This window comes from Paenibacillus sp. GCM10027628 (genome assembly GCF_042676385.1).
Classification (GTDB): Bacteria; Bacillota; Bacilli; order Paenibacillales; family NBRC-103111; genus Paenibacillus_E.
In genome coordinates this window covers 303,929-327,891 of record NZ_JBHTHA010000036.1, presented here as the reverse complement: position 1 = coordinate 327,891, position 23,963 = coordinate 303,929, and the positions used below count along the sequence as shown (strand labels likewise).

Here is a 23,963-nt window from a genome sequence, read left to right as displayed (position 1 = left end):
AGTTGGAAGAATGAAATATTATTTGGGTGTGGATGCAGGAGGCAGCAAGACCTATACGCTAATTACAGATGAAAACGGAAAAATAGTCGGTAAGGGGCACAGCGGGAATGGCAATCATCAATTAGGTGCTGAGCAAGCACGCGCGAATATAACGAACTCCGTTGAAATGGCGCTGCACCAAACGGGTCTTGCCCTCAGCGATATTGAATATGCCTTCTTTGGCCTTGCTGGCGCAGATCGACCGATTGATTATACAATTCTCCGTCCGCTAATTGGCGGACTGGGATTTCCTCGGTACGCCATTGATTGCGATACGATGGTTGCTTTGCGAGCCGGGACGTCCGAGCCCTTAGGCATCGTTCTCATTTGTGGAAGCGGAACGAACAGCGCGGGGAAAAATCGGCAGGGCGAGTTTTACCAATGCGGCGGCTTTACGTATCAGTTCGGCGATTTTGGCGGCGGCGGAACACTCTCCGTAGAAGCTTTTCGCTCCGTCATCCGAGCTTGGGACGGCAGAGAACAGCCGACATTGTTGACGGATTTGATGCTAAATTTTCTTGGCTATGGCACGGTGAAGGAGATGTTTGACGACTTTTTGGATCATGACAAATCCGTACCGCTGAATACGGCGAAATTGCTGTTCCAAGCGGCACAACAAGGCGATGAGGTGGCGCTTCGCATTCTGCGAGTTCAAGGCGAAGAGCTTGGGAAGTCGGCTACGGCCGTAATTAAACGCCTCCAAATGGAACAAGAAACATTCAACGTCGTTCTGGCGGGCAGTATATTGGCAAGAGGCGCGGGTACGTTCGTTGAAGCTTATGTCGAAAAGGCAGTTAACGAGGTCGCACCCTACGCGACGCTGGTTAAGTTGAATGTCGAACCAGTGGTCGGAGCCGTTTGGATGGCGATGGAAGCTGCCGGAGACTCCGTTTCCACTGAAGCTTATGAGAAGCTTAAATCAGTGTCCGATTATCAGACTATTCAACTATTAGACGAGACTAGGATGTGAGAAGAATGAGAGATGCGCTCAAAATTGCAATTATTGGCGGAGGTTCTTCCTATACGCCGGAAATCGTGGAAGGATTTATTTTAAGATATGCACAGCTGCCTGTGAAGGAGCTCTGGTTTGTGGATGTGGAGGAAGGCAAACATAAACTGGAGATCGTCGGTAATTTAGCGAAAAGAATGATTGAAAAGTCCGGTTTGCCAATTGAGGTTCATCTGACATTGGATCGCAGAAAAGCGATAGAGCATGCAGATTTCGTTTCGACACAAATGCGTGTAGGACTTTTGGAGGCGCGCAAATGGGATGAACATATCCCGAACAAATATGGCGTGATCGGTCAGGAAACGACCGGCCCTGGCGGAATGATGAAAGCACTTCGCACTATTCCCGTACTCCTTGATATCTGTAAGGATATTGAAGAACTCAGCCCGAATGCGTGGCTGCTCAACTTCACGAACCCTGCCGGTATGGTGACGGAAGCGATTCACAAGTATTCCAAAGTGAAGAGTATCGGACTCTGCAATGCACCTATCGGTTTGCACAAATGGCTTATGAAGAAATACGAGGCGACGGCCGAGCAAATTTATACCGAGTTCGTTGGTCTGAATCATCTTCACTGGGTGACGCGCGCCGAAATCAGAGGCGAGGATAAATTAGCTGATCTTCTTGATCGGAGAGAAGAATTTAGCGGCAAGAACGTACCTGCAAGCGAATGGGACGCTGACTTTCTACGTTCCCTTCAGTCCCTGCCATCCTACTATTTGAAATATTTTTATATGACGGATGTTATGCTGCAAGAGCAGCTTCAATCTCAGAAGGAGAACGGTACACGCGCTGAGGTCGTGAAGCGGGTCGAAGACGAATTGTTCGAGCTTTATAAGGATCCGAATCTGCAGGAGAAACCGAAGCAACTGGAGAAGCGCGGTGGAGCCTACTATTCGGAAGCAGCCGTGAATCTGATGGACTCTCTGTACAACGATAAGCGGGACATTCAAACGCTGAATGTGATGAACAACAATGTGATCGACTTTTTACCGAAGGACGCTTGCATCGAAGTTAACTGCGTGGTGACCGGGCAAGGACCGGTACCTATGGGATTAACCAGAGTGCCTGAGCATGTAAAAGGGCTGATGCATGCTGTCAAAACATACGAGCGCTTAACCATTGAAGCAGCGGTTCAAGGGAATAGAGACCTCGTTTTACAAGCTCTTGTGCATCATCCGCTGGTGCCTTCCGTTGGTACAGCCAAGATTTTGATGGAAGAGATGCTGGAGAAGAATAAGCCGTACTTGCCAAACTTCTTTAAATAAGACGTTATTCGGAAGCTCCCTGTGAGGGGAGCTTCTTTTATGCGAAAAGTGGCTATTGTTAACGTGTGCATAACGTGTTATTCTGTTCTCAGAGGTGAAGTTATGAGCGTTACGATCAAAGATATTGCTCGTCTGGCGGGAGTTTCCCATACGACTGTTTCCAGGGCGCTGAACGATAGTCCGCTGATCAATGAGGAGACGAAGGATCGGATTCGCGCCATCGCGGAGGAAATGGATTATACGCCCAATTTCAGCGCGAAAAGTCTGGTGCTGGATCGTTCGTATAACTTGGGTCTCTTTTTTACAACGCTGAGTAACGGTACCTCGGCGGGCTTCTTCTATGAAGCAATCCGCGGGGTGAATAGCGTCATTCAAGACCGGTATCAGCTCATTGTCAAAGGAATTGAGGATTATACCAGTTTTCACTCCATCACGCGCAAAAGCTTTGACGGCATCATTGTCGTCAGCCAAAGCGACGATGATCAGCCTTTTATCGAACACGCAGCCGACAAAGGGATTCCGCTTGTTGTATTGAACCGACCTGTAGATACTTTTGGCGTATTGAACGTTCTTTCAGATGAAGAGCATGGAGCGTTTCAGGCTGCATCCTACTTAATCGGGCAAGGACATCGTAAAATTGCCTTGATTGAGGGGCGCGCGGGATTTAAATCCGCCCAAAACCGGAAGGAAGGTTTTGAGAGGGCTTTGGTCCATCATGGTATTACGCTTAAGCCGGAACATCGTTATCCAGGTTTATACGATTTGGAGAGCGGTCATCAAGCCATGCAGCAATTTTTAAAACATGAGGATCGGCCGACTGCAGTATTTTGCTGTAATGATGAGATGGCGCTTGGCGCTATGAAAGCGATCTCGGAATCAGGGTTGACCGTGCCTGGCGATATCTCGGTGGTCGGTTTTGACGATACGGTTTTCGCCGCTTATGTGACTCCCGCTCTAACGACGGTGCGCAGACCGATTGAGCAAATCAGCAAAGAAGGCGCCATTCGTCTTCTTGGCAATATGGAAAACAAGCAGCGGGCAACCGAGCAAGTGCTTCTGCGCACAGAACTGATTGTACGGGAATCTGTACGACAACTGAATTTAGTGGGGAAAGAGGGATAAATCGATGAGCATTCTCAGAGAGCTGTTGCAAGATATTCCGATACCGCAAATGGTAAAAATCCGGCAAAAATTTGACCAAACCCGTTTGGAGCATCCTGAGAAGGAGCTTGAGGCTAAACTTGCCGGCAGCGGCGTCATGGAAAGCATTGAACCGGGACAGCATGTGGCTGTAGCTGTAGGCAGCCGTGGGATCGCCAACATCGCGGGCTTCACGAAAACAACTTTGGATGCGATTAAAGCGAGAGGCGCGCATCCCTTCATCGTGCCTTGCATGGGAAGCCACGGAGGCGCTACGGCAGCCGGACAAACAGAAGTCCTGCAGCATCTCGGTATAACAGAGGCAAGCATGGGAGCGCCGATCCGATCGTCTATGGAAGTCGTGCAGATCGATCAGCTGCCGAATGGCTTGCCCGTTTATGTAGATCGAATTGCGTCCGAGGCGGACGCGATTGTTGTGATCAACCGTGTGAAACCGCATACTGCTTTCCGCGGACGAATTGAAAGCGGCATCATGAAGATGATTGCGATCGGACTTGGCAAACAAAAAGGGGCTGAAGCCTGCCACCAGCTCGGCTTCAAGTATATGGCAGAGAATGTGCCTGCCATGGCTTCAATTATGATCGAGAAGCTGCCCATCGTATTCGGCGTGGCGCTTGTAGAAAATGCTTACGACGAAACATGCCGCGTAGAGGTGCTGCCTGCGGCAGAAATTGAAGCTCGCGAAGAAGAGCTGCTTGTGGAAGCGAAATCGCGGTTGCCCAAAATTTTATTCGATGAAATTGATGTGCTTGTTATCGACTATATCGGCAAAAACATTAGCGGGGACGGCATGGATCCCAATGTCACCGGGCGTTATCCGACGCCTTATGCGCATGGCGGTCCGGAAGTGGCCAAAATGGTCGTTTTGGACTTGACTCCAGAAACAAAAGGAAACGCGAATGGTGTGGGTACTGCTGATTTCACAACACAGCGGCTGGTCGATAAGACGAACCTGGAAGTCACTTACGCCAACGGACTGACCTCGACAGTCTGCGCCCCTACCAAGCTCGCTACAACGCTGGAGAATGATTACTATGCGTTGAAAGCGGCTATCAAGACTTGCAACATTCTGGATTACACCACATGTAAGCTTGTTCGCATCCAGGATACGCTTCATCTCGGGGAAATTGAGATATCCGTTAACCTGCTTGATGCTGCCCGCCAGCATCTGGATATTGAAATTTTGTCAGAACCGTACGAGCTTCAATTCGATACAGAGGGGAATATTCGCAATGACAGATCTGACAGCCACTAAGCCTTATGTGTTAGCGGCGGACATTGGCACGACAAGTTTGAAAACGCTGCTCATCGATCGGGAGGGGCGTGTGAAAGCTTCGCACTCGATCGAGTATCCGCTGAATACTCCGGCTCCCGACAGAGCCGAGCAGGATCCCTTACAAATCTTCGAAGCCGTTGTAGCGGGCATCGGCGCTGTCGTTCGCAAGCTGGGCATTTGCGCCGAAGAAGTGCTCTGCGTTTCATTCAGCTCCGCCATGCACAGCCTTATCGCTGTGGACCTTGAAGCCAATCCGCTAACACCTTGTGTGACATGGGCGGATAATCGCAGTGCGGACTATGCGGAACAACTAAGGATCAGCGGCTTAGGCCAACAAATCTATGCCCGCACCGGCACACCGATTCATCCGATGTCACCGCTGCTCAAACTGATGTGGTTCCGTGATCACATGCCGGAACTCGTGAGCCAAGCATATAAATTCATCGGGATAAAAGAATTTGTGTTTGCGAAGCTTTTCGGCCGGTTTATCATCGATCACTCGCTTGCCAGCGCCACGGGGCTATTCAACCTCGAACGGCTCGATTGGGACGAGGAAGCGTTGACCTTAGCCGGCGTGACGCGAGGGCAGTTCTCGGAGCTGGTGCCCACGACATTCCGCATCGAGGGACTAAGCCCGGAATACGCCACAGCTATGGGGCTTGCCGCTGACACGCCTTTCGTAGTCGGCGCCTCCGATGGGGTGCTCGCCAACCTCGGCGTTGGCGCATTTGAGCCAGGCGTCGTCGCCGTTACGATCGGGACAAGCGGAGCGGTCCGCAGCGTCGTCTCCAAGCCGCAAACGGACCCCGAAGGCAAGCTGTTCTGCTACGCCCTCACGGAGAATTTCTGGGTCGTTGGTGGGCCTATCAACAACGGCGGTATTGTTTTCCGTTGGGTGAGAGACCAAGTGGCGACTTTAGAAGCGGAGGAAGCGAGACGGCAAGGCGTCGATCCGTATGACTATTTAACTGAGCTAGCATCTCAAGTACCTGCCGGCTCCGATAGCTTATTGTTTTTGCCGCTCCTCTCGGGTGAAAGGGCGCCTTACTGGAACGCCAATGCCCGAGGCGTTTATTTTGGACTTTCACTCAGTCATCAGAAGAAGCATATGATCCGTGCCGCTTTGGAAGGTGTGATGTTCTCCATTCATGCCGTTGCGACATCTTTAGAACGGCTTATGGGCCCAGCCACCGAGATTCGAGCATCCGGCGGATTTGCGCGATCTGAGTTTTGGCGCCAGATGATGGCGGACATGATCGGCACATCCGTTACGGTTCCGGATTCCATCGAAAGCTCCGGTATAGGAGCAGCTTTGCTAGGTCTACTCGCTATGGGCGAGATTCAAGATTTATCGCACGCACACAACTGGATTCAAGTTGGAATGGCTCATGAGGTAAATGAAAGCGAATATCGCGTCTATAAACAATTGACATCTATTTATTCAAACGTATATCATCAGTTAAAAGATCAATTCGATGCGATAACCGCCTTCAGACAGCAGCACCTCACGAGTCCTCAATCTTAATTTCATATTTGAGAGGATGAGTTAGATGAACTTATTTGATCTTACAGGTAAAACAGCAGTTATTATTGGCGGCAACAGCACCCTTGGCGGATCCATGGCACTAGCATTAGGCGGACACGGAGCAAAAGTGGCCGTTGTAGGCCGCAACCAGGAAAAGAGCGAGCAAGTGCGTCAGAGTATTGAAGCTGCTGGCGGCGAAGCCCATATCTTCCAAGCGGATGCGACCAAACGCGAGGATTTGGAGTTATTGTTAAAAGAAGTCCTTGCTTGGTCCGGCAGCGTGGATATTCTTATGAACTGTCCCGGCAAAAATAGCGCTACGCCTTTCTTTGACATTTCCATGGAAGAATGGGATTCTATTATGGAGGTTAATTTGAAAAGCGTCGTGTTAGCTTGCCAAGTGTTTGGGAAATATATGGTGGAGCGGGGAGAAGGCGGAAGCATCATCAACATTTCGTCGGTATCATCGGATCCTCCGCTTTCCCGCGTATTCACTTACTCAGCCTCCAAAGCGGCCGTCAATAATATAACGCAAAATTTAGCCCGTGAATTTGCTCCGAGCCGTGTACGCGTTAATGCGATCATTCCCGGATTTTTCCCGGCGGAGCAGAATCGTAAGATCTTATCGCCTGAGCGCATCGAATCCATCATGCGGCATACGCCGATGAATCGATTCGGTGAAGCGGCAGAGCTGCAAGGTGCTGCGGTGTTCCTTGCTTCTGAGCAGGCTTCCAGCTTTGTGACGGGGGCTGTTCTTAGAGTGGACGGCGGTTTCGGCGCGATGACGATTTAGAAGGAGGTTAAAATAGTCCAACCTTCTCGGTTTTGAAAGCGGACTATTTTAACTTTTATTAAACAAAATTATTTATCGGAAGGGTGTATGAGAGAGATGGCTAAACAACAAATTGGTGTCGTCGGTCTAGCGGTCATGGGGAAAAACCTGGCACTGAACATCGAAAGCAGAGGATTCAGTGTATCAGTTTACAACCGTTCTCCTGAAAAAACAAAAGAGCTTCTTGCAGAAGCCCCTGGTAAAAACCTGGCAGGTACATACAGTATTGAAGAATTCGTACAGTCTCTTGAAGTGCCACGTAAAATTTTGATCATGGTCAAAGCAGGCGGACCAACGGACGATACGATCAATCAATTGCTCCCTCATCTGGACAAAGGCGACATTTTAATAGATGGCGGCAACGCGTTCTTTCCAGATACGCAGCGCCGTAACAAAGAACTTGAAGCGCATGGCATCCGTTTTGTCGGTACAGGCGTTTCCGGCGGTGAAGAAGGTGCGTTAAAAGGCCCGTCTATTATGCCAGGCGGCCAAGAAGACGCATATAAACTCGTCGAGCCGATTCTTACGGCTATTTCAGCCAAAGTAAACGGCGATCCTTGCTGTACCTATATCGGACCTGACGGTGCCGGACATTATGTGAAAATGGTGCACAACGGTATCGAATATGGCGATATGCAGCTTATTTGTGAAGCTTATCAATTGCTCAAAGACGTGCTTGGCGTAAGTACGGAGGAGCTTCATGAAATCTTCACAGAATGGAACAACGGTGAGCTCGACAGCTACCTGATCGAAATCACCAGAGATATCTTCACTAAATACGATGCTGAAACCGGCAAACCGATGGTCGATGTCATTCTGGACTCCGCAGGACAAAAAGGAACAGGAAAATGGACCAGCCAAAGCGCTTTGGATCTCGGCGTACCGCTTTCCATCATTACGGAATCCGTGTTCTCCCGCTTCATCTCAGCGATGAAAGAAGAACGCGTTGCGGCTAGCAAAGTACTCAAAGGGCCTGCTGCTCCAGCATTTACAGGAGATCGCAAAGCATTTATCGAAGCGGTTCGTCAAGCGCTGTACGCAAGCAAAATTTGCTCCTATGCGCAAGGCTTTGCACAGATGCGTGCTGCTTCTGAAGAATATAAATGGAACTTGCAATACGGGAACATCGCCATGATTTTCCGCGGCGGCTGTATTATTCGCGCCAGATTCCTGCAAAACATCAAGGATGCGTACGATCGTAATCCTGAGCTGAAAAATCTTTTGCTTGATTCTTACTTCCAAGGCGTTGTTGATAACTATCAACAATCTTGGAGACAAGTCGTTGCAGAAGCCGTTACTCGCGGTATCGCGGTTCCTTCCTTTGCATCCGCGCTTGCCTATTATGACAGCTATCGTACGGAAAGACTGCCGGCTAACCTGCTGCAAGCACAACGCGATTATTTCGGCGCGCATACTTTCCAGCGTGTGGACAAGGAAGGATCTTTCCATTTCAACTGGATGGAAAACTAAGAGACGGCTATTGAAACGGAGACCAAGCGGCTTGGCGTATGTTTAAGCTTCCTCATTTAGGCCGTATGCTGCTTCTCGCAGCCACATTTTCAGACGATCCGCTTCTTGATCGAAGCCGTTACGCCTGTGAATCAGCATCATGGCGACCTCGGCAAAATACCGGAAATTTCTCATTAAGCGTGGTTGAGCAAGACCTTGAAGATCAGGGTCTTCTTCAGCCACTTTTTTCTTAATAAATTCCAGAATCCAGACAACATCGTCTTTGCAAAGCGGATAGCTCGGGTGCAAGATTTGTTCCAGTTTGCCTTTAGTGTGGTTCGGATAGGCGACAGTATGGTTCAAAGCTCCATCTCTCCTTGTCGGCATGTGGTCTTTTAGTTCCATTCTTAACTGTTCGTGCTGGAATTTATTCACACTACTATATGTTTTTTTGACGGATTGTATTCATGACTTGGCTGCATGTGGTATGATGTTGGGAAAGTTTGCATGTATCGCAATGGGAAAAGGGGATCATAAGTGACAACAAGCAATATCGTGCTAGTAGGCTTCATGGGGACAGGCAAATCGACGGTAGGTCAAAAGTTGGCTCAGCGTCTAGGCTGGACATTTCAAGATTCGGATGCAGTTGTTGAGGAAGAGCAGCAGACGACGATTTCCGAATTATTTCGTTTGCATGGGGAAGCTTATTTTCGCGCTTTGGAGAGCAGAGCGCTGGAACATATTTTAGCTCGTCAGTGTCAAATCATTGCAACCGGCGGCGGAGCTGTTCTGGCTGAAGGCAACAGAGAGGTCATGCTTCATCATGGCTTTGTAGTCGCTCTACAGGCATCGCCGGAAGCCGTCATACAGCGTGTTAAGAACGACCGGAACCGGCCGCTTTTGCAAGGCAACTTAGAAGATCGCGTGTACACGCTGCTCGAACAGCGGAAACATGCATACGACTTTGCACATACGATGATTGACACCACGAATCTTACAACTGAGCAAATTGTGGAGGAAATTCTAATCAGATCAGGGTTGGCGGGAGAGGGACAAGCTTAAAGCTTAGTCCTCCCACTCCAGCATACCGCCAGTCATATTTTTAAGGCCTTTATAGCCTAACGATTCCAAGTATCCGAGCGCTCGTCCACTTCGGTTGCCGCTTCGGCAGACAAGAATGACTTCATCGGCTTGGGGGATCTCGGTATGACGCTCTGGCAGTTGACCCAGCGGGATATGCTTGGCACCCGGAATGATACCTGCAGCCACTTCCTCGTCTTCGCGGACGTCAATAATCGTTAGCTGCTCACCGCGGCTAAGTCTATCTTTGATTTCGGATGGTAATATCGTATCCAAAGCATGGCCTCCTGGCTTCAATAAGGTTGGGAAGAAGTCCCATTGTAGTAATGATAAAAAGAATTGGTGTAGATGTCAAACCACTGGTTAATTAGTAGCTTTTTTAACCTTTTTAATCGTGTAGAAAGGGGAGCGTCCGTTGACAATAGTCTACATAGGCGTTGCTGGAATTTTCGGTGCTCTTGCCAGATATATGCTTTCGCTTGCGTGGAATCCCGCATCGCCGTCGGCTTTTCCCTGGGGAACGCTGATCTGCAATTTTTTAGGGTGTTTGCTATTAGGGTTTTTGGCTTTTGCGGATTGGTTGCCGCTGCCGCTTAAGCTCCGGAGCGCTTTGACTACAGGATTCATCGGATCATTCACAACATTTTCCACATTCAGCTATGAAACGGTCAGCATGTTGAAGTTGGGCCATTTTTTCCTCGCAGCTCTTTATATTGGCGGCAGTTTGTGGGGAGGACTTGCTTTTACATGGCTGGGGATTCGTTTAGGAGAGACCGCAAGATCGGGAGGGCATCCTTCATGATCGCATCGATGTGGCCTGTATGTTTGGTCGGGATTGGTGGATTTATTGGAGCGATCAGCCGTTTTTTGCTTGCTGGATACGTCGCCAAAAGGTTCCCAAGTTCTATTCCGTATGGTACACTGGCTGTAAATCTTTCGGGTTGTTTTTTACTCGGCTGGTTGATGCGCTACCACTCGTTCGACGACTGGAAGCTGCTGATTGGAACCGGCTTTATGGGGGCTTTTACTACTTTTTCTACATTAAAGCTGGAGAGTCTAAAACAATTGCGTGCCGGGGACATAAAGGCTTGGCTGCTCTACACGTTCCTGACGTATACAGGCGGTATTTGTTTAGCGTTTATTGGATATTACATATAATTTATAAGTTTAGGAGAGATCAACCACATGAGAGCTATTGTGAAGCCTACTGCCCAACTACAGGGCGAAATCAACGCACTTTCGTCCAAAAACTACACGACACGTTATCTCTTAATCGGGGCGCTTGCAGAGGGGACAAGCACTATCTATTATCCGGCGCATAGTGAGGATAGCGACGCGATGAGACGCTGTATACGTGATCTTGGAGCTATCATTGAAGAAGATGAAGAGAAAATCGTGATCACCGGTTTTGGCAAGCATCCGAAGCATGTGTCCGAGCTTAATGTTGGCAATGCGGGTGCGGTATTGCGGTTTTTGATGTCAATAGCGGCATTTTGTCCTGATCTAACCTTCGTTAATACTTATCCGGAATCATTAGGCAAACGTCCGCACGACGATTTAATTGAAACTTTGCAACAAATGGGCATTGAGGTACAACATTCTAGCGGTCGTCTGCCGATAACAATAAAAGGTGGTCAACCGCGAGGCGGCAAACTAACCGTCTCAGGTAATGTAAGCTCACAGTTCTTAAGCTCTCTGTTATTTATGACACCTCTGTTGGAAGAGGATAGCGAGATTGAAGTCTTGCACGATTTGAAATCCAAAATTATTGTCGGTCAAACGCTGGAAGTATTAGAACAGGCAGGAATTATCATTCACGCCAGCGATGATCTGATGCATTACCGTATTTCGGGTCGTCAATCCTATCAAGCTAAGGAATATGTCATACAGGGCGATTATCCGGGCTCGGCGGCGATTCTCGCAGCGGCAGCTGTTACGAATTCGGATGTGCGAGTATTACGACTTGAAGAGAATAGCAAGCAAGGCGAAAAAGCATGTGTGGATGTACTTCGCGCGATGGGCGTGAATTTAACTCATGACAAAGGAGTTGTCCATGTACGCGGCAATCAGAAGTTAGTTGCAGGAGAGTTTGACGGCGATCACTTCACAGACGCTGTTCTTGCAATGGTAGCTGCAGCTGTGTTTGCAGAGGGAACTTCACGTTTTTATAATGTCGAAAATTTACGCTATAAAGAATGTGACCGGATCACGGATTATTTGAACGAGCTGTGCAAAGCGGGTGCTGATGTAGAAGAACGCCAAAGTGAGATCATTGTGCACGGGAAGCCGCAAGGGGTTGAAGGCGGAGTCGAGATTAATGCGCATTTCGATCACCGTGTCATTATGGCTCTTACTGTCGTAGGTCTTCGTTCGAAAAAGGGCTTGATCATTAAGGATGCCCATCACGTAGCGAAATCTTACCCGCAATATTTTGATCATTTGCGTTCCATCGGTGCTCAGGTTGAACTTGTGAGTGAGTAGGCATTTTCAAAACAACGAACGGGTGAATCAACATGAGGATTATTTGGCAAGGATTAAAGGTGACGTTTGGATTGTTTCTCGTTGGAGGGCTTGTGTTTGCAAGCAGTGTCTTTGCCGTTCTGCTCTACGCGAAAGCGACAGGTAAAGAACCTGCCCTATTCGCGGCAGGCTCCGCGGTAAATGTTCATGCTCCAGTAAAGCAGGTTAAAGCAATCGAGGCGACACCGCAACCAGTCCGGGAAAAGCTAAAATCAGCAATCATTGATGCGCCAGTTTTCAAGCAATTGCCCGAATTGCCGGCAGGATGTGAAATAACGAGCTTGACCATGCTCCTGCAGTTCAAAGGAATAGATAAAACGAAGTTGCAGCTTGCAGACGAAATGCCTAAAGATCCTACACCGGTAACTCTGAATGCAGACGGCTCAATCGCGTACTGGGGAAATCCGAATACAGGCTTTGTCGGGGATGTGACCCGCAAACAAAGAGGGTTCGGCATCTATCATTCTGGATTGTTCCCACTGCTGAAAACGTATATCCCAACCGCTATTGATGTCACCGGTGAATCGTTTGATATGTATGAAGCTCAAGTAGCAGGAGGAATTCCGGTCATCGTTTGGACGACGATTGATTTTAACGTTCCATATAAATGGGTGACTTGGGATACGCCAATTGGGCCTCTGCAAACTTCATTTGCTGAACATGCGGTTTTATTGGTAGGATATGATGAAGAGAACGTCTTCTTGAATGACCCGCTCAGCGGCAACAAACAATTCAAAGTGAATAAAGCACAATTCATCGAGAGCTGGACCGCCATGGGAAAACAGGGATTGACGTATTTGGAAAAGTAAATGCTTAAGTAGCTAGTTTTCTACGAAAACTCTTAGGAGGAATTACGATGGCCTTCGAAAACCCATCCCGTGAACACATTAAGGAAATTCTGGCAGGGGCCGGCAATATTGCTGTTGTCGGATTATCCGACAATCCTGACCGCACCTCTCACATGGTTGCGGCTGCGATGCAGAGCAGGGGATACCGCATCATCCCTGTAAATCCGAACGCAACTGAAATTTTAGGAGAGAAAAGCTATGCTTCCCTCTCCGATATTCCGGAACCCGTCGATATCGTCAATGTGTTCCGACGCGCGGACCAAGTCGTACCTATCGCGGAAGAAGCAGTGAAGATCAAAGCTAAAGTGTTCTGGCTTCAGCTGGATATCGTGAACGACGAAGCGGCTCGTGTTGCCGGCGATGCAGGACTCGAAGTCATTATGGATCGATGCATTAAAGTCGAGGATGCTATCCTGAATCCTCGTAATCATTAAATGATCGCAACTAAAAACCGCTCCGTCCTTATGAAAATAAGTGCGGAGCGGTTTTTGTTTTATTTAATTAATTAAGCTTTCAGTATGTCATGATCGACGTAACGTTCGCCATTAATTTCGCTAATCACATTGATAGCGACTCTAGCGCCATCACCAGCAGTAATGATGGTGTGCATACTGACGCCTCCAGTTGTACCGGCAGCCCATACGCCTTTCAAGCTGGAATTTCCTTGAGAATCTACGTCGACGACCGACTTGATTCGCGGCTCGGTGCCTGGCTTTGTCTTAATGCCGGCAGCTTCAGCAAGTTCTACGGAAAGTCCTGTCGCGAGGATAACATGGTTACCTTCATACTCTCCATTTTCCGTTGCAACACGGAAGCCTTCACCCGATTTTTCCAATTGGGTTGCTTTGCCCTGAACGAATTCAGCTCCGAATTTTGCTGCTTGCTTTTTCCCGATTTCTACGAGGTCCGGTCCAGTAATAGCCTCAACACCGTAGTGATTTTCAATCCAAGCTCGTTTAGTAACGCTCTGGTCATTATCAATGACAAGCGTTTTCTTGCCCGCCTTTGCTGTGAATAAGGCAGCACTTGAACCGGTTGGGCCAGCTCCAATAATAATAACATCGTAAGACATGTCGTCGTCACTCCTCGTTATTAGAAAATGAAGGTACAAGAAGATTATGGCACACTTATCTTTACATAGTCAATTTATATGTATATAAAGTTTAGTATTTTACCGGGTAATCTTCCCGTCATTTAGCATTCCCGAAACGAACCGGTATGTATATTTCAATTAGGTCCAAAATGTTGAAATCATCTGCGGTTATGTAAATAAAAATAGAGCAAGCGGAGAGAATAAAAAAGGTTCCCCAATGGGGCTAAAACAAGATGAAAAATCAGAGGAGGATTTACACGTGTATAACAACAACTTCAGCAGCTATGGATCTTCGTCTTTTGGCCGGACCCAAGGTCTTCAGGGTACACAAGGTCTAAGCTCTCAGTATCAAGCGGGTCAAAAGCAATATCAACCTGTAGGATTTGTTCAGTCCTTCTATGGACAAAATGCTGGACAAGCGAGCCAAGGATATGGACAAAGTGCGGTACAAACAAATCAAAGCTGGGGACAAGCAACTTCTCCGGAATCATTTCACACAGCAAACTACCGTGGCAACCAGCCAGGCCATGACGCTCAATACCGGTCCGATTCTTCCACGCCTACTCAATCCGGTTTTCAAACGGGTTATTCTTCCTTTAATAACCTGAATAACAGCCAATACGGCACCAATCCATCTCAATTTGCATTCCAAAACACGCAACAGCAATTTACCGGCACCAGCCAATATGGCAATGCGATTCAGTCCAACCAATCTTATGGACAAACCGCGGTATCGCCAAATGCATTTCATACAGCCAATTACCGTGGCAACCAACCTGGTCATGATGCTTATCTCCGTTCAGATTCTTCGAACCCAACCCAAGCATCTTTCCAAGGTCAAACCGGATTTGGTTCCCAAGGTATCTCATCGTTTAATCAATTTGGACAGAGCGGGCAACAGTTCGGTTACAATTCCTCGTTTTAAGATCGGAAAGTCCGCCGAAGTGCCGATAAGCAGGTCGATCGCCGACCTGCTTATTTTTTTTTGACAAACAGGCTTACAAGCTATACGATTTGAATTAGATAACTTTAAGGAGGTAGCAACCGTTTGAACTGGATGGGGAATCTACAACAGCTCGGCCGCTCTTTAATGCTGCCTACCATTGCACTTCCGATTGCTGCTGTACTGCTTCGTCTAGGTGATTTGCCATGGGATGCGATACATGCTTCCAGCTTCGGGGATATGCTGCTGTTAGCGGGTAATACGGTCTTTGACTATATCCCGATTATTTTTGCTGTAGGTGTTGCACTCGGTCTGACAGAGAGCGCCGGCATTGCAGGATTATCCGCAATGCTTGGATATTTTATGTTCACCAGATTAATCGAACATCAGTTAGGAAACGATTTTCAACTCGGCGTGCCTGGCGGGATTTTGATAGGTCTTCTGTCTGCCATTATTTATCATCGCTTTAAAGAGATAAAGCTTCCGGAATATATCCAATTTTTTGGAGGCCCCCGCATTGTTCCGCTGGTGATGGGTCTTGCTACCTTAATTGTATCTTATATTATGATTGGTATCGGTCCTTATCTGGAATTAGGGATGGGGAAACTGTCCGGTTGGCTGCTCGGAATGGGTGGTTTTGGCGCTTTCCTTTACGGAATTGCTCATAGATTACTTGTACCTTCGGGCTTACACCATATTTTGAATAATTTTTTCTGGTTTCAAGTAGGTGCGTATACGACGCCATCAGGCCGTATGGTATATGGGGATCTACCTAGGTTCTTTGCCGGTGACCCAACTGCGGGTACATATATGGCGGGACTTTATCCCATTATGATGTTTGCCCTGCCAGCCATCGCATTTGCCATCATCGGAGAGGCTCGGGAGGATTTGAAGCCGAAGATTAAAGCGACATTCCTTACGGCGGCTTTAGCCTCATTTCTCACAGGGGTTACGGAGCCTATTGAATTTGCTTTCTTGTTTGTTGCTCCTTATTTATTTGTGATTCATGCCCTTTTATCGGGAGTTGCGATGTGGATTGCTTATTATCTTAACATTCAACATGGTTTTTCCTATTCAGCCGGGGCTATCGATTATGTGATTAATCTGCACTTATCGCATCATGGTTTATTATTAATACCGATCGGGCTTGTATATGGCCTGTTGTACTATTTCTTATTCCGATGGGCCATAAGGCGATTTCAAATTCCGACGCCCGGAAGGGAGGAAGGCTCATCTTTGGAAGAATGGGCGGGGGATATTCCTTACCGTTCTCCGCTTATTTTGCAAGCACTCGGTGGGAAAGACAATATTAAGAAGATTGAAGCCTGCATAACCAGGCTGCGACTTACCCTTGTCAACGATCGTCTGATGGACATCACGGCATTACGACATTTGGGAGCGGCAGGCGTCATACGTCTTGGGGGAGGCAATGTTCAGGTCGTGTTTGGAACATTCTCAGAGCTGATTCGTGAAGAAATTATGAAAGTATTGCGCAAAGACATCCATGTGGTGCTGTTCAATTCCCCGATGCAGGGAAGAATGATTCCGATTGAGGAAGTGCCGGACCGCATCTTTGCTTCACGCTTGGTCGGAAACGGAGTGGCCTTTTTCCCGGAAAAAGGGGAGTTGGTTTCGCCGGTGTCCGGTATCATTATGCATATTTATCCGACCATGCATGCACTCGGTATTTTGACGGATGAAGGATTGGAAGTTCTGCTTCATATTGGGATTGATACAGCAAGCTTGCCTGGCAAGTGCTTCACTGCGGTGGTGAAAGAAGGCGATCGCGTGGAGCCGGGGCAATTACTCGTTAAATTCAATCTGAATAAGGTGAAAAAGTTTGCATCATCATTGGCGACACCTATGATTATTACGAATCCGGATCTTGTGAAGTCTTGGAGCTTCGCTCCGTTTAAAGCAGTCAAAAAAGGCCAAGGTTCCGTGATGTCCGTCGTCTTAAAGCCTACTAAAACGTCGGGGGGGACTAACGGATGATCAGAGGCATAGGAGCTTCTTCAGGGATCGCAATGGGCAAAGCGTTTGTTATCCCAACCTGGGAGTGGGATTTTCCCGAGAAAATGATTGATGTGACGGATTTGGCCTATGAATTCGAACGACTGTATGATGGCATTCGTTCATCCAAAGATGAGCTGGAGCTCATCAAACAGGAGATTAAGGAAGTCGTCGGGCAAGATCAATCGTATATTTTTGATGCGCATTTAGCGATATTGGAAGACCCGATTTTCATGAATGAAATCCAAGGCATTATCGAGCTGCAGTACAAAGCGGCAGAGGTTGCAGTAAAAGAAGTGATCGATAAGTTTGTCGGGATGTTCAACCTCATTGACGACGAATACATGAAGGAGCGGGCGCTCGATATCAAAGATGTCGGGAACAGGTTGTTAAAGCATCTGCTCGGTGATACCAGCTCGAATGTTCCGCCAATCGATCATCCCTACATCCTGGTGGCCAAGGAACTGACACCTTCGCAGCTAGCGCATCTGGATCCAAGTAAAGTGCTGGGCCTCCTTACGATCCTCGGCGGAACGCATTCCCATGTGTCTATCATGGCTCGGGCAATGTCAGTTCCTTATGTATTGGGGCTTGAGGGCAAGCTGCTTCGACCGATTCAGAACGGTGATTTTCTCATTATTGACGGTCAAGAAGGCACGCTCTATATTAATCCGGATCAGGCGACAATTGAGCGATACAAGGCGCGTAAGCGCAATTGGCTCGAATTCAAAGAAAGCTTGCAGGAAATAGCGGATGTCGTTCCAATGACTTTGGATCATAAACTTGTGAATCTTCATGCGAATATGAACTCCGTAATGGAAATCGATCAAGTTTTGCGCAACGGTGCGTCTGGCGTAGGTCTGTTTCGAACCGAGTACTTGTATATGGATCGTGATTCATTACCAAGCGAGGACGAGCAATTCGAAGTGTACAGCCATGCGGTAAGGCAATTGCAAGGTAAGCCGATTATCATACGTACCCTTGATATCGGCGGCGATAAGAAGCTGGATTATTTGCCGCTGGCTAAGGAAGATAACCCATTCTTGGGTTACCGGGCCATTCGTATTTCATTGGACCGTAAAGATTTGTTTATGACTCAGCTCAAAGCGATTTTAAGAGCTAGCAGCTACGGTCCGGTGAAGATCATGTATCCGATGGTGACCTCTCTTAGCGAAGTGCGCCAAGCAAAAGCCATGCTGGAAGAGGCGAAGCAGGAGCTGAGCGAGAAAGGGATTCCTTACAATGCCTCCATAGAAGTCGGATTGACTATTGAAGTTCCGGCCGCGGCGCTTATCGCAGACGTATTGGCCAGTGAAGTAAACTTCATTAGCATTGGTACCAACGATCTCGTTCAATATGTGTTAGCTGTGGATCGCATGAATGAGAACATCGCGCATTTATATGATCCCTATCATCCCGCTGTTATCAGACTATTGAAACATGTCATAGATTCAGCCAAACGCGTCGGCATCCCGGTCGGCGTATGCGGGGAAATGGCCGGGGATATCCGGGCATTGCCGATCTGGCTTGGCCTTGGCATCGAAGAACTCAGCATTTCCGTACAATCGCTGCTGCAGGTCAAACATCGATTGCTTTCAAGCGATGCTAACAAATGCAAAGAGCTGGTCGATCAAATTTTAACCTGTAAAACAAGTGAGCAAATCAGCACATTGCTTGCTCAAACGGAACAAGCCGTTGAGGCGTCGGCAGCTTATGTTTCTGACACAAGTTTTTCAGGCGAATAAACTGTAACCCTGCAAAGGCGGGGGCCCAAAGTGAACAATAGGAGGAAATCGAATTGGAATTAGCAGGTAAAAAAGTATTGGCATTCGTGGATGAGGAATTTGAAGATTTGGAGATGTGGTACCCAGTTCTACGATTAAGGGAGTCTGGAGCTGTTGTAGATATCGTTGGACCTAGGGCGAAAACCGTTTATCATGGCAAATATGGCGTACCCATTACAACGGATTATGCGTTTGACGAAGTTCTTTCATCCGATTATATCGGACTCTACGTTCCGGGCGGCTGGGCTCCGGATAAACTTCGCCGCTATCCGGATGTGCTTCGCCTGACCAAGGAGTTCCACGCCGATACGAAGCCGATCGCACAAATCTGCCATGCCGGTTGGGTTCTGATCTCTGCGAAAATCGTGAAAGGCTACACCATGACTTCGACGCCGGGCATTCGCGACGATATCGAAAATGCGGGAGCCATTTGGGTCGATGAAGAAGTGGTCGTCGACCGGAACATCATCTCAGGGCGTCGCCCGCCGGATCTTCCGGCATTTTCAAAGCGTTTCGTGGATGAGCTTGTGAAATACGTCAACTAGCAGTGAATCTAGCATCCGACTTCCATAGGTGGCAAAAACTACTACTCATAATTCGGAAGGAAATCGACCGATATAGTAGAATATCATAGTACAAGCAAAGTGTGTACAGGCCGCCTGTCATGAAGGAGTGTTTAGGATGCAAAAGTATTGCAAGTGCGGACGCACGATGAACCTTCGTCTGCGTACGGTGATTTATCAAAACAAAGTCGACATTGAAAACGTGCCTATCTATTCATGTGAAGCGTGCGGCAGAAGTGAAGTTGTCCCTCATGTTAAACCCGAATTGACCGGATTAATCGGAAAGCTGGGTAGTAAGCCTGAGAAGCAGCAATTCTTTTTCCATGAGCTATCGGAAATTGCCTATTTGCTGCTCAAAGTGACGGAAAAAGAGCACATGAACGATTCCATGGAAAAGATCGTTGAGGAGCGCATCAACGAACTTCTGGACATCCTGCTGCTCGCCCAATCGCTAGGCGATGAACCTTGGACGGAAGAAATTCGCAAGCGGTTGTCACAAATTACGCAGAGTACAATTTCGACATAGAACGTGTATGGCCAATCTCCCTGGAGGTTGGTTTTTTGTTCTTTGAGGGCTGCATTTGAAAAAGTTTATGAAAATCTGTAAAATTATTTTCAAAGCATTTTCAATATTCATTGCAAGATGCCTGAATTTGTCGTATCATAACTGTAATATGCTAGGATCGCAGAATACTTTTGAATATGGAGAGAGTAACCGTGACCGTAACCATTTATGATGTAGCTAGAGAAGCAGGAGTTTCGATGGCGACCGTTTCCAGGGTTGTTAACAACAATCCGAACGTGAAGCCGCAAACACGCAAAAAAGTTTTTGAAGCGATTGAACGGCTAGGTTACCGCCCAAATGCGGTGGCAAGAGGTCTTGCAAGTAAGAAAACGACAACGGTCGGTGTTGTCATTCCCGATATTTCCAACTCTATTTTCGCTGAAGTGGCGCGCGGAATTGAAGATATCGCGAATATGTATCATTACAACATCATTTTGTGTAATGCGGATAAGAAGAAAGAAAAAGAAATTCGTGTAATCAACACCTTGCTTGAAAAACAGGTCGATGGCCTGCTGTTCATGGGTGGCGTTGTAACCGAAGAGCACATTCAGGCGTTCCGGACTTCTTCCGTGCCTGTTGTACTGTGTGGAACGAAAGACGAAAACCAAACGATGCCTTCCGTGGACATTGATCATGAGAAAGCGGCATTCGATGCTGTTAATGTATTGATTGCTAACGGTCACCGTGAAATCGCGATGATTTCCGGTACATTACAGGATCCGGCGAATGGTTATGCCCGTTATCAAGGCTACAAGAAAGCTTTGGAAGCTGCAGGTATTTCTGTTCGTGACGAGTATGTGCGTGTCGGGAATTACCGATACGAGTCCAGTGTGGATGCAGTGAAACATTTTCTGGAGCTATCGCCTAGGCCGACTGCAATTTTCTCGGCAACGGACGAAATGGCAATTGGCGCCATTCATACGATCCAAGATAATGGTCTGAGAGTTCCGCAAGATATTGCGGTTATCAGTGTGGATAACATCCGTATGGCCTCTATGGTAAGACCGACTTTAACGACAGTCGCTCAACCGATGTATGACATCGGCGCCGTTTCGATGCGTCTCCTGACCAAATTGATGAACAAAGAGTCGACGGATAACATGCAAGTTATTTTGCCGCATGAGATTATTCACCGTCATTCGGTGGCGCAGTCTTCATGATGCAAGTTGCTGCATCAGAACGAACCTCTACACGCGGGCGCTCCTGAAGGGGCTAACGCGATAGAGGTTTTCTCATTTAAAGAAGGAAAAGAGGATGGTTAAACATGACTTGGAGCAAAATCGCGCTCATCGGAGCGATGAACGAAGAGATACAGTTGTTGCTCTCCCACATGAGCCAGGTGACAGAGACGATAAAAGCGGGAATCACGTTTCATGAAGGCGAATACTTCGGCAAACAAGTGGTTGTATGCCGTACAGGTGTAGGCAAAGTGAATGCAGCTGTAACTACGCAAATACTGATAGCTGAATTTGGAGTTGAAGCCATTATTTTTACCGGCGTGGCAGGGGCTCTTGATCCGGAATTGAACATCGGAGACATCGTCGTATCCAATGAGTGCTTGCAGCATGATATGGATGTAACCGCGCTTGGTTTTCCGCGGGGTGTTATTCCTTACGAAGCTAAATCCACATTTGTAGCGGATCGTCAGCTTGTTGAACTTGCTGTAGCTTCGGGTGAAAAGCTGTTTGCAGGAAAAGTGAAACTGGGAAGAGTACTGTCTGGCGATCAGTTTATAGCCAGCCGCGAAGTTGTTGCCGGGCTTCACCAAGAACTGGATGGTGCTTGCGTAGAGATGGAAGGCGCTTCCGTTGCTCAAGTATGCTCTATGCATGCTATTCCCTTTGTGGTCATCCGTTCCATGTCGGATAAAGCGGATGGTTCGGCTCATGTGAACTTCGCCGAGTTCACGGTGCAAGCTTCGGAAAATTCGTACAAGATGGTTGAGGATATCGTGAAACAACTGTAATCGTATTAAAAAGGGCGAAAAAGCTCAGGAGATGCCGGTTTGGCGGCGATCCTGAGCTTTTGTCTTAAGAAAGGTAAACGAAATCATTTTAAGTACATCATGGCAATTTCTTTCGTTTGCCGATTTTTTTCGGTGATGATCTGCCGCCTCGGAATCGGCGCCCAAGCCTCCACAGGGTCCAGCCACGTTTCTGGCAGCTGGACCGGACTCTTGCCCTGCCAGGCGTCTAACCACGCCTTGGGCAGTTTCAGCTGTGGCTGCGCATCCAGCTGCTGCACGAGAGCCTGCTCGCTCATGACGAGCCAGAGCAGGCTCCAAGCCCGTGGTACGACACGCCAGATGTCGTACCCGCCGCCCCCGAGCGCAATCCACCGACCTTCACACCATTGGTGCGCAAGGGAGTGGATCAGCTCGGGCATGGCTTTGTACACGCGCATGGAGCAGTGCACATGCGCGAGCGGGTCAAAGGCATGGGCGTCGCACCCATGCTGTGAGACGATGACGTCCGGCTGGAACCGGGCGACGGTCTCGTTCAGCACCTCGCCGAAGCACTCCAGCCATGATTCATCCTCGGTGTACGGCTCTACCGGGATGTTAATGCTCGTGCCGAACGCGTCGCCTTCGCCGCGTTCGTTCACGGCTCCCGTGCCGGGGAATAAATATTTCCCCGTCTCGTGAATGGACAGCGTGCATACTTCGGGATCGGCGTAGAAGGCCCACTGCACGCCATCCCCGTGATGCACGTCGGTATCGACGTACAGCACCTTCGCGCCATACGTCTCTTTGGCATGCGCAATCGCCGCCGAGGCGTCGTTGTAGACGCAGAAGCCCGCGCCCTTGCTGCGCAGGGCGTGGTGCAGCCCGCCGCCCAGATGGAGGGCGTGCGAGGCGGCGCCGGACATCACCAGCTCCGCTGCGGTGATGGAGCCGCCAACGACCTTCGCCGTGATGTCGTGCATCCCGGCGAAGTACGGCGTGTCGTCGGTATCGAGGCCGAAGCGTGCCGCTTCTTGAAGCCAGCGATCCTCCGGCACGGCGCAGCTAAGCGCTTTCACAGCTTCGATGTAAGCGGGGGCATGTACCCTCAGCAGCTCCGCATCGCTAGCGGGCCGGGGCAATCTCAGCGCGCTGTCAGGGAGCGCGCCGGCTTTGCGCAGCAGGTCGACGGTCATGAGGAGCCTGTCTTGGTTGAACGGGTGATCTTCGTTAAACTTATATTGTATTTCCTGATCATCGTAGATGAAGACGGGACTAGATTCCTTCTTTTTCATATCCAATACTCCCCCATGAAGCTAACCAGACTTATTTAAAAGATGCTGAACCCATCGGTACAATCAATACATGAAACGCTGTTGAAAACGAATGCGGTCGAATTGCTCGACAGAGGAGAGCGGCACTTTTTTGCCGATCCGAACCATCAGGCAGTTTGCCGGGTGCGAGCAAATTTCAGGATCATCTGTAGCAAACCAAACCATGTCGACGCATTTCATCAGCTTCTCCATCATTTGACGGTACTCCCAGACGGTCAAACCGCTGTTTTCCAGGTCCCAATGCCAATAATACTCTGTAGTGAAGCAGATCACATTTTCGAGCTGCTCATCTTCAAAGGCGAGGCGGATCATCTTTTTACCTAAGCCAATGGCGCGATAATCGTCAGCCACTTCAATGGCGCCTAGTTCAATCAGATCCTGCATGTTGCCTTGCGACCAACGTTCAATTTCGTCGGGATAATGAAACGTAACATAACCGACAATCGTTGAGCCATCTCGCGCTAATATAATGCGACCTTCCGGCAGCTGGGCGATTTCAATTAAAGCCTCAAGCTGCTCTTGAGGTTTGCGAAAGGCATCTAATTTGACATGCATCGTAAGCTCCTGCAAGCACTCCGGCGAAACAGGTCCTTCGATGACGATTTCTGGTTGATTCGGAGCAGCGCGAAAGCTTTGCGTGTGATACCTCTTGATATGCTGCATAACCTTAGCTCTCCTTTTAAAAAACAACATGATGAATAGTTCCTTTTCCAAATAAG

Annotated in this window: 25 protein-coding genes; 20 read left to right on the top strand and 5 right to left on the bottom strand. The window is 48.4% G+C overall.

Going from position 1 to position 23,963, the window contains the following annotated elements:
• Positions 1–10: 10 nt before the first annotated feature.
• The 7 genes from ACFQZT_RS24435 (at position 11) to gndA (ending at position 8,580) form a co-directional block, all read left to right on the top strand.
• Positions 11–1,009, top strand: coding sequence for an N-acetylglucosamine kinase (locus ACFQZT_RS24435; protein ID WP_379304065.1), 999 nt, complete (start codon positions 11–13; stop codon positions 1,007–1,009).
• A 5-nt stretch (positions 1,010–1,014) separates the two neighbouring features.
• Entirely contained in the window at positions 1,015–2,316 is a 1,302-nt protein-coding gene (locus ACFQZT_RS24430) for a 6-phospho-beta-glucosidase (protein ID WP_379304063.1), read from the top strand.
• A gap of 102 nt (positions 2,317–2,418) precedes the next feature.
• The gene (locus ACFQZT_RS24425) at positions 2,419–3,438 is read left to right on the top strand and encodes a LacI family DNA-binding transcriptional regulator (protein ID WP_379304061.1); all 1,020 of its coding nucleotides are present in this window, start codon (positions 2,419–2,421) and stop codon (positions 3,436–3,438) included.
• Between the two features lie 4 nt (positions 3,439–3,442).
• Complete coding sequence (locus tag ACFQZT_RS24420) at positions 3,443–4,732, top strand: nickel pincer cofactor-dependent isomerase, group 22 (protein ID WP_379304059.1); 1,290 nt, start codon at positions 3,443–3,445, stop codon at positions 4,730–4,732.
• Entirely contained in the window at positions 4,710–6,278 is a 1,569-nt protein-coding gene (gene gntK / locus ACFQZT_RS24415; RefSeq protein WP_379304057.1) for a gluconokinase, read from the top strand. The genes ACFQZT_RS24420 and gntK overlap by 23 nt, the downstream gene beginning before the upstream one ends.
• Positions 6,279–6,303: 25 nt before the next feature.
• Positions 6,304–7,071, top strand: coding sequence for an SDR family oxidoreductase (locus ACFQZT_RS24410; RefSeq protein ID WP_379304055.1), 768 nt, complete (start codon positions 6,304–6,306; stop codon positions 7,069–7,071).
• A 96-nt stretch (positions 7,072–7,167) separates the two neighbouring features.
• Positions 7,168–8,580 (top strand): NADP-dependent phosphogluconate dehydrogenase, encoded by a 1,413-nt coding sequence (gene gndA, locus ACFQZT_RS24405; protein ID WP_379304053.1) that lies wholly within the window; start codon positions 7,168–7,170, stop codon positions 8,578–8,580.
• Positions 8,581–8,622: 42 nt separating this feature from the next.
• Here gndA and ACFQZT_RS24400 read toward each other — a convergent pair whose 3' ends face one another.
• Positions 8,623–8,946, bottom strand: a complete 324-nt coding sequence (locus ACFQZT_RS24400; RefSeq protein ID WP_379304051.1) for a hypothetical protein — start codon at positions 8,944–8,946, stop codon at positions 8,623–8,625.
• 150 nt (positions 8,947–9,096) lie between these two features.
• Here ACFQZT_RS24400 and ACFQZT_RS24395 point away from each other — a divergent pair, with 150 nt between their 5' ends.
• The gene (locus tag ACFQZT_RS24395; protein WP_379304049.1) at positions 9,097–9,621 is read left to right on the top strand and encodes a shikimate kinase; all 525 of its coding nucleotides are present in this window, start codon (positions 9,097–9,099) and stop codon (positions 9,619–9,621) included.
• 3 nt (positions 9,622–9,624) lie between these two features.
• Here the strand turns inward: ACFQZT_RS24395 and ACFQZT_RS24390 are convergent, their stop codons facing one another.
• Complete coding sequence (locus ACFQZT_RS24390; protein ID WP_379304047.1) at positions 9,625–9,915, bottom strand: rhodanese-like domain-containing protein; 291 nt, start codon at positions 9,913–9,915, stop codon at positions 9,625–9,627.
• A gap of 139 nt (positions 9,916–10,054) precedes the next feature.
• Here ACFQZT_RS24390 and crcB (ACFQZT_RS24385) point away from each other — a divergent pair, with 139 nt between their 5' ends.
• Genes crcB (ACFQZT_RS24385) through ACFQZT_RS24365 form a run of 5 tightly spaced genes read left to right on the top strand, consistent with a single transcriptional unit; the run spans position 10,055 to position 13,441 of the window.
• Positions 10,055–10,441, top strand: coding sequence for a fluoride efflux transporter CrcB (gene crcB, locus ACFQZT_RS24385; protein ID WP_379304045.1), 387 nt, complete (start codon positions 10,055–10,057; stop codon positions 10,439–10,441).
• Positions 10,438–10,797 carry a fluoride efflux transporter CrcB gene (gene crcB / locus ACFQZT_RS24380; RefSeq protein WP_379304043.1) on the top strand — a complete coding sequence of 120 codons (360 nt, stop codon included), beginning with the start codon at positions 10,438–10,440 and terminating at the stop codon, positions 10,795–10,797. The genes crcB (ACFQZT_RS24385) and crcB (ACFQZT_RS24380) overlap by 4 nt, the downstream gene beginning before the upstream one ends.
• 27 nt (positions 10,798–10,824) lie before the next feature.
• A complete protein-coding gene (gene aroA / locus ACFQZT_RS24375) occupies positions 10,825–12,120 on the top strand; it encodes a 3-phosphoshikimate 1-carboxyvinyltransferase (RefSeq protein WP_379304041.1) in 1,296 nt (431 codons plus the stop codon).
• Between the two features lie 32 nt (positions 12,121–12,152).
• Positions 12,153–12,968: a C39 family peptidase gene (locus ACFQZT_RS24370; RefSeq protein WP_379304039.1), complete on the top strand. Its 816-nt coding sequence runs from the start codon at positions 12,153–12,155 to the stop codon at positions 12,966–12,968.
• Positions 12,969–13,015: 47 nt separating this feature from the next.
• Positions 13,016–13,441 carry a CoA-binding protein gene (locus ACFQZT_RS24365; RefSeq protein ID WP_379304037.1) on the top strand — a complete coding sequence of 142 codons (426 nt, stop codon included), beginning with the start codon at positions 13,016–13,018 and terminating at the stop codon, positions 13,439–13,441.
• 71 nt (positions 13,442–13,512) lie between these two features.
• Here ACFQZT_RS24365 and ACFQZT_RS24360 read toward each other — a convergent pair whose 3' ends face one another.
• Positions 13,513–14,079 (bottom strand): NAD(P)/FAD-dependent oxidoreductase, encoded by a 567-nt coding sequence (locus ACFQZT_RS24360; RefSeq protein ID WP_379304035.1) that lies wholly within the window; start codon positions 14,077–14,079, stop codon positions 13,513–13,515.
• Positions 14,080–14,359: 280 nt separating this feature from the next.
• Between ACFQZT_RS24360 and ACFQZT_RS24355 the strand changes: the two genes are divergently transcribed.
• The 7 genes from ACFQZT_RS24355 to ACFQZT_RS24325 all read left to right on the top strand — a co-directional run bounded on the left by ACFQZT_RS24355 (position 14,360) and on the right by ACFQZT_RS24325 (position 21,934).
• A complete protein-coding gene (locus ACFQZT_RS24355; protein WP_379304033.1) occupies positions 14,360–15,025 on the top strand; it encodes a hypothetical protein in 666 nt (221 codons plus the stop codon).
• Between the two features lie 123 nt (positions 15,026–15,148).
• Complete coding sequence (locus ACFQZT_RS24350; RefSeq protein ID WP_379304031.1) at positions 15,149–17,038, top strand: glucose PTS transporter subunit IIA; 1,890 nt, start codon at positions 15,149–15,151, stop codon at positions 17,036–17,038.
• The gene (ptsP, locus tag ACFQZT_RS24345; RefSeq protein WP_379304029.1) at positions 17,035–18,801 is read left to right on the top strand and encodes a phosphoenolpyruvate--protein phosphotransferase; all 1,767 of its coding nucleotides are present in this window, start codon (positions 17,035–17,037) and stop codon (positions 18,799–18,801) included. The genes ACFQZT_RS24350 and ptsP overlap by 4 nt, the downstream gene beginning before the upstream one ends.
• 53 nt (positions 18,802–18,854) lie before the next feature.
• A complete protein-coding gene (locus ACFQZT_RS24340; RefSeq protein ID WP_379304027.1) occupies positions 18,855–19,385 on the top strand; it encodes a type 1 glutamine amidotransferase domain-containing protein in 531 nt (176 codons plus the stop codon).
• 136 nt (positions 19,386–19,521) lie between these two features.
• Positions 19,522–19,929 (top strand): hypothetical protein, encoded by a 408-nt coding sequence (locus tag ACFQZT_RS24335; RefSeq protein WP_379304025.1) that lies wholly within the window; start codon positions 19,522–19,524, stop codon positions 19,927–19,929.
• 191 nt (positions 19,930–20,120) lie between these two features.
• Positions 20,121–21,128, top strand: coding sequence for a catabolite control protein A (gene ccpA, locus ACFQZT_RS24330; RefSeq protein WP_379304023.1), 1,008 nt, complete (start codon positions 20,121–20,123; stop codon positions 21,126–21,128).
• Between the two features lie 104 nt (positions 21,129–21,232).
• On the top strand, positions 21,233–21,934 hold the full coding sequence (locus tag ACFQZT_RS24325) for a 5'-methylthioadenosine/adenosylhomocysteine nucleosidase (RefSeq protein WP_379304021.1): 702 nt from the start codon (positions 21,233–21,235) through the stop codon (positions 21,932–21,934).
• A gap of 83 nt (positions 21,935–22,017) precedes the next feature.
• Here ACFQZT_RS24325 and ACFQZT_RS24320 read toward each other — a convergent pair whose 3' ends face one another.
• Complete coding sequence (locus ACFQZT_RS24320; protein WP_379304019.1) at positions 22,018–23,205, bottom strand: acetoin utilization protein AcuC; 1,188 nt, start codon at positions 23,203–23,205, stop codon at positions 22,018–22,020.
• 63 nt (positions 23,206–23,268) lie between these two features.
• The gene (locus ACFQZT_RS24315; protein ID WP_379304017.1) at positions 23,269–23,907 is read right to left on the bottom strand and encodes a GNAT family N-acetyltransferase; all 639 of its coding nucleotides are present in this window, start codon (positions 23,905–23,907) and stop codon (positions 23,269–23,271) included.
• Between the last annotated feature and the right edge of the window lie 56 nt (positions 23,908–23,963).

Bases quoted from the DNA above. Each gene is read 5' to 3' on its own strand.
- ACFQZT_RS24435 (WP_379304065.1), top strand. From the start codon at position 11: ATGAAATATTATTTGGGTGTGGATGCAGGAGGCAGCAAGACCTATACG.
- ACFQZT_RS24430 (WP_379304063.1), top strand. From the start codon at position 1,015: ATGAGAGATGCGCTCAAAATTGCAATTATTGGCGGAGGTTCTTCCTAT.
- ACFQZT_RS24425 (WP_379304061.1), top strand. From the start codon at position 2,419: ATGAGCGTTACGATCAAAGATATTGCTCGTCTGGCGGGAGTTTCCCAT.
- ACFQZT_RS24420 (WP_379304059.1), top strand. From the start codon at position 3,443: ATGAGCATTCTCAGAGAGCTGTTGCAAGATATTCCGATACCGCAAATG.
- gntK (WP_379304057.1), top strand. From the start codon at position 4,710: ATGACAGATCTGACAGCCACTAAGCCTTATGTGTTAGCGGCGGACATT.
- ACFQZT_RS24410 (WP_379304055.1), top strand. From the start codon at position 6,304: ATGAACTTATTTGATCTTACAGGTAAAACAGCAGTTATTATTGGCGGC.
- gndA (WP_379304053.1), top strand. From the start codon at position 7,168: ATGGCTAAACAACAAATTGGTGTCGTCGGTCTAGCGGTCATGGGGAAA.
- ACFQZT_RS24400 (WP_379304051.1), bottom strand. From the start codon at position 8,946: ATGCCGACAAGGAGAGATGGAGCTTTGAACCATACTGTCGCCTATCCG.
- crcB (WP_379304043.1), top strand. From the start codon at position 10,438: ATGATCGCATCGATGTGGCCTGTATGTTTGGTCGGGATTGGTGGATTT.
- aroA (WP_379304041.1), top strand. From the start codon at position 10,825: ATGAGAGCTATTGTGAAGCCTACTGCCCAACTACAGGGCGAAATCAAC.
- ACFQZT_RS24370 (WP_379304039.1), top strand. From the start codon at position 12,153: ATGAGGATTATTTGGCAAGGATTAAAGGTGACGTTTGGATTGTTTCTC.
- ACFQZT_RS24365 (WP_379304037.1), top strand. From the start codon at position 13,016: ATGGCCTTCGAAAACCCATCCCGTGAACACATTAAGGAAATTCTGGCA.
- ACFQZT_RS24360 (WP_379304035.1), bottom strand. From the start codon at position 14,079: ATGTCTTACGATGTTATTATTATTGGAGCTGGCCCAACCGGTTCAAGT.
- ptsP (WP_379304029.1), top strand. From the start codon at position 17,035: ATGATCAGAGGCATAGGAGCTTCTTCAGGGATCGCAATGGGCAAAGCG.
- ACFQZT_RS24335 (WP_379304025.1), top strand. From the start codon at position 19,522: ATGCAAAAGTATTGCAAGTGCGGACGCACGATGAACCTTCGTCTGCGT.
- ACFQZT_RS24325 (WP_379304021.1), top strand. From the start codon at position 21,233: ATGACTTGGAGCAAAATCGCGCTCATCGGAGCGATGAACGAAGAGATA.
- ACFQZT_RS24320 (WP_379304019.1), bottom strand. From the start codon at position 23,205: ATGAAAAAGAAGGAATCTAGTCCCGTCTTCATCTACGATGATCAGGAA.
- ACFQZT_RS24315 (WP_379304017.1), bottom strand. From the start codon at position 23,907: ATGCAGCATATCAAGAGGTATCACACGCAAAGCTTTCGCGCTGCTCCG.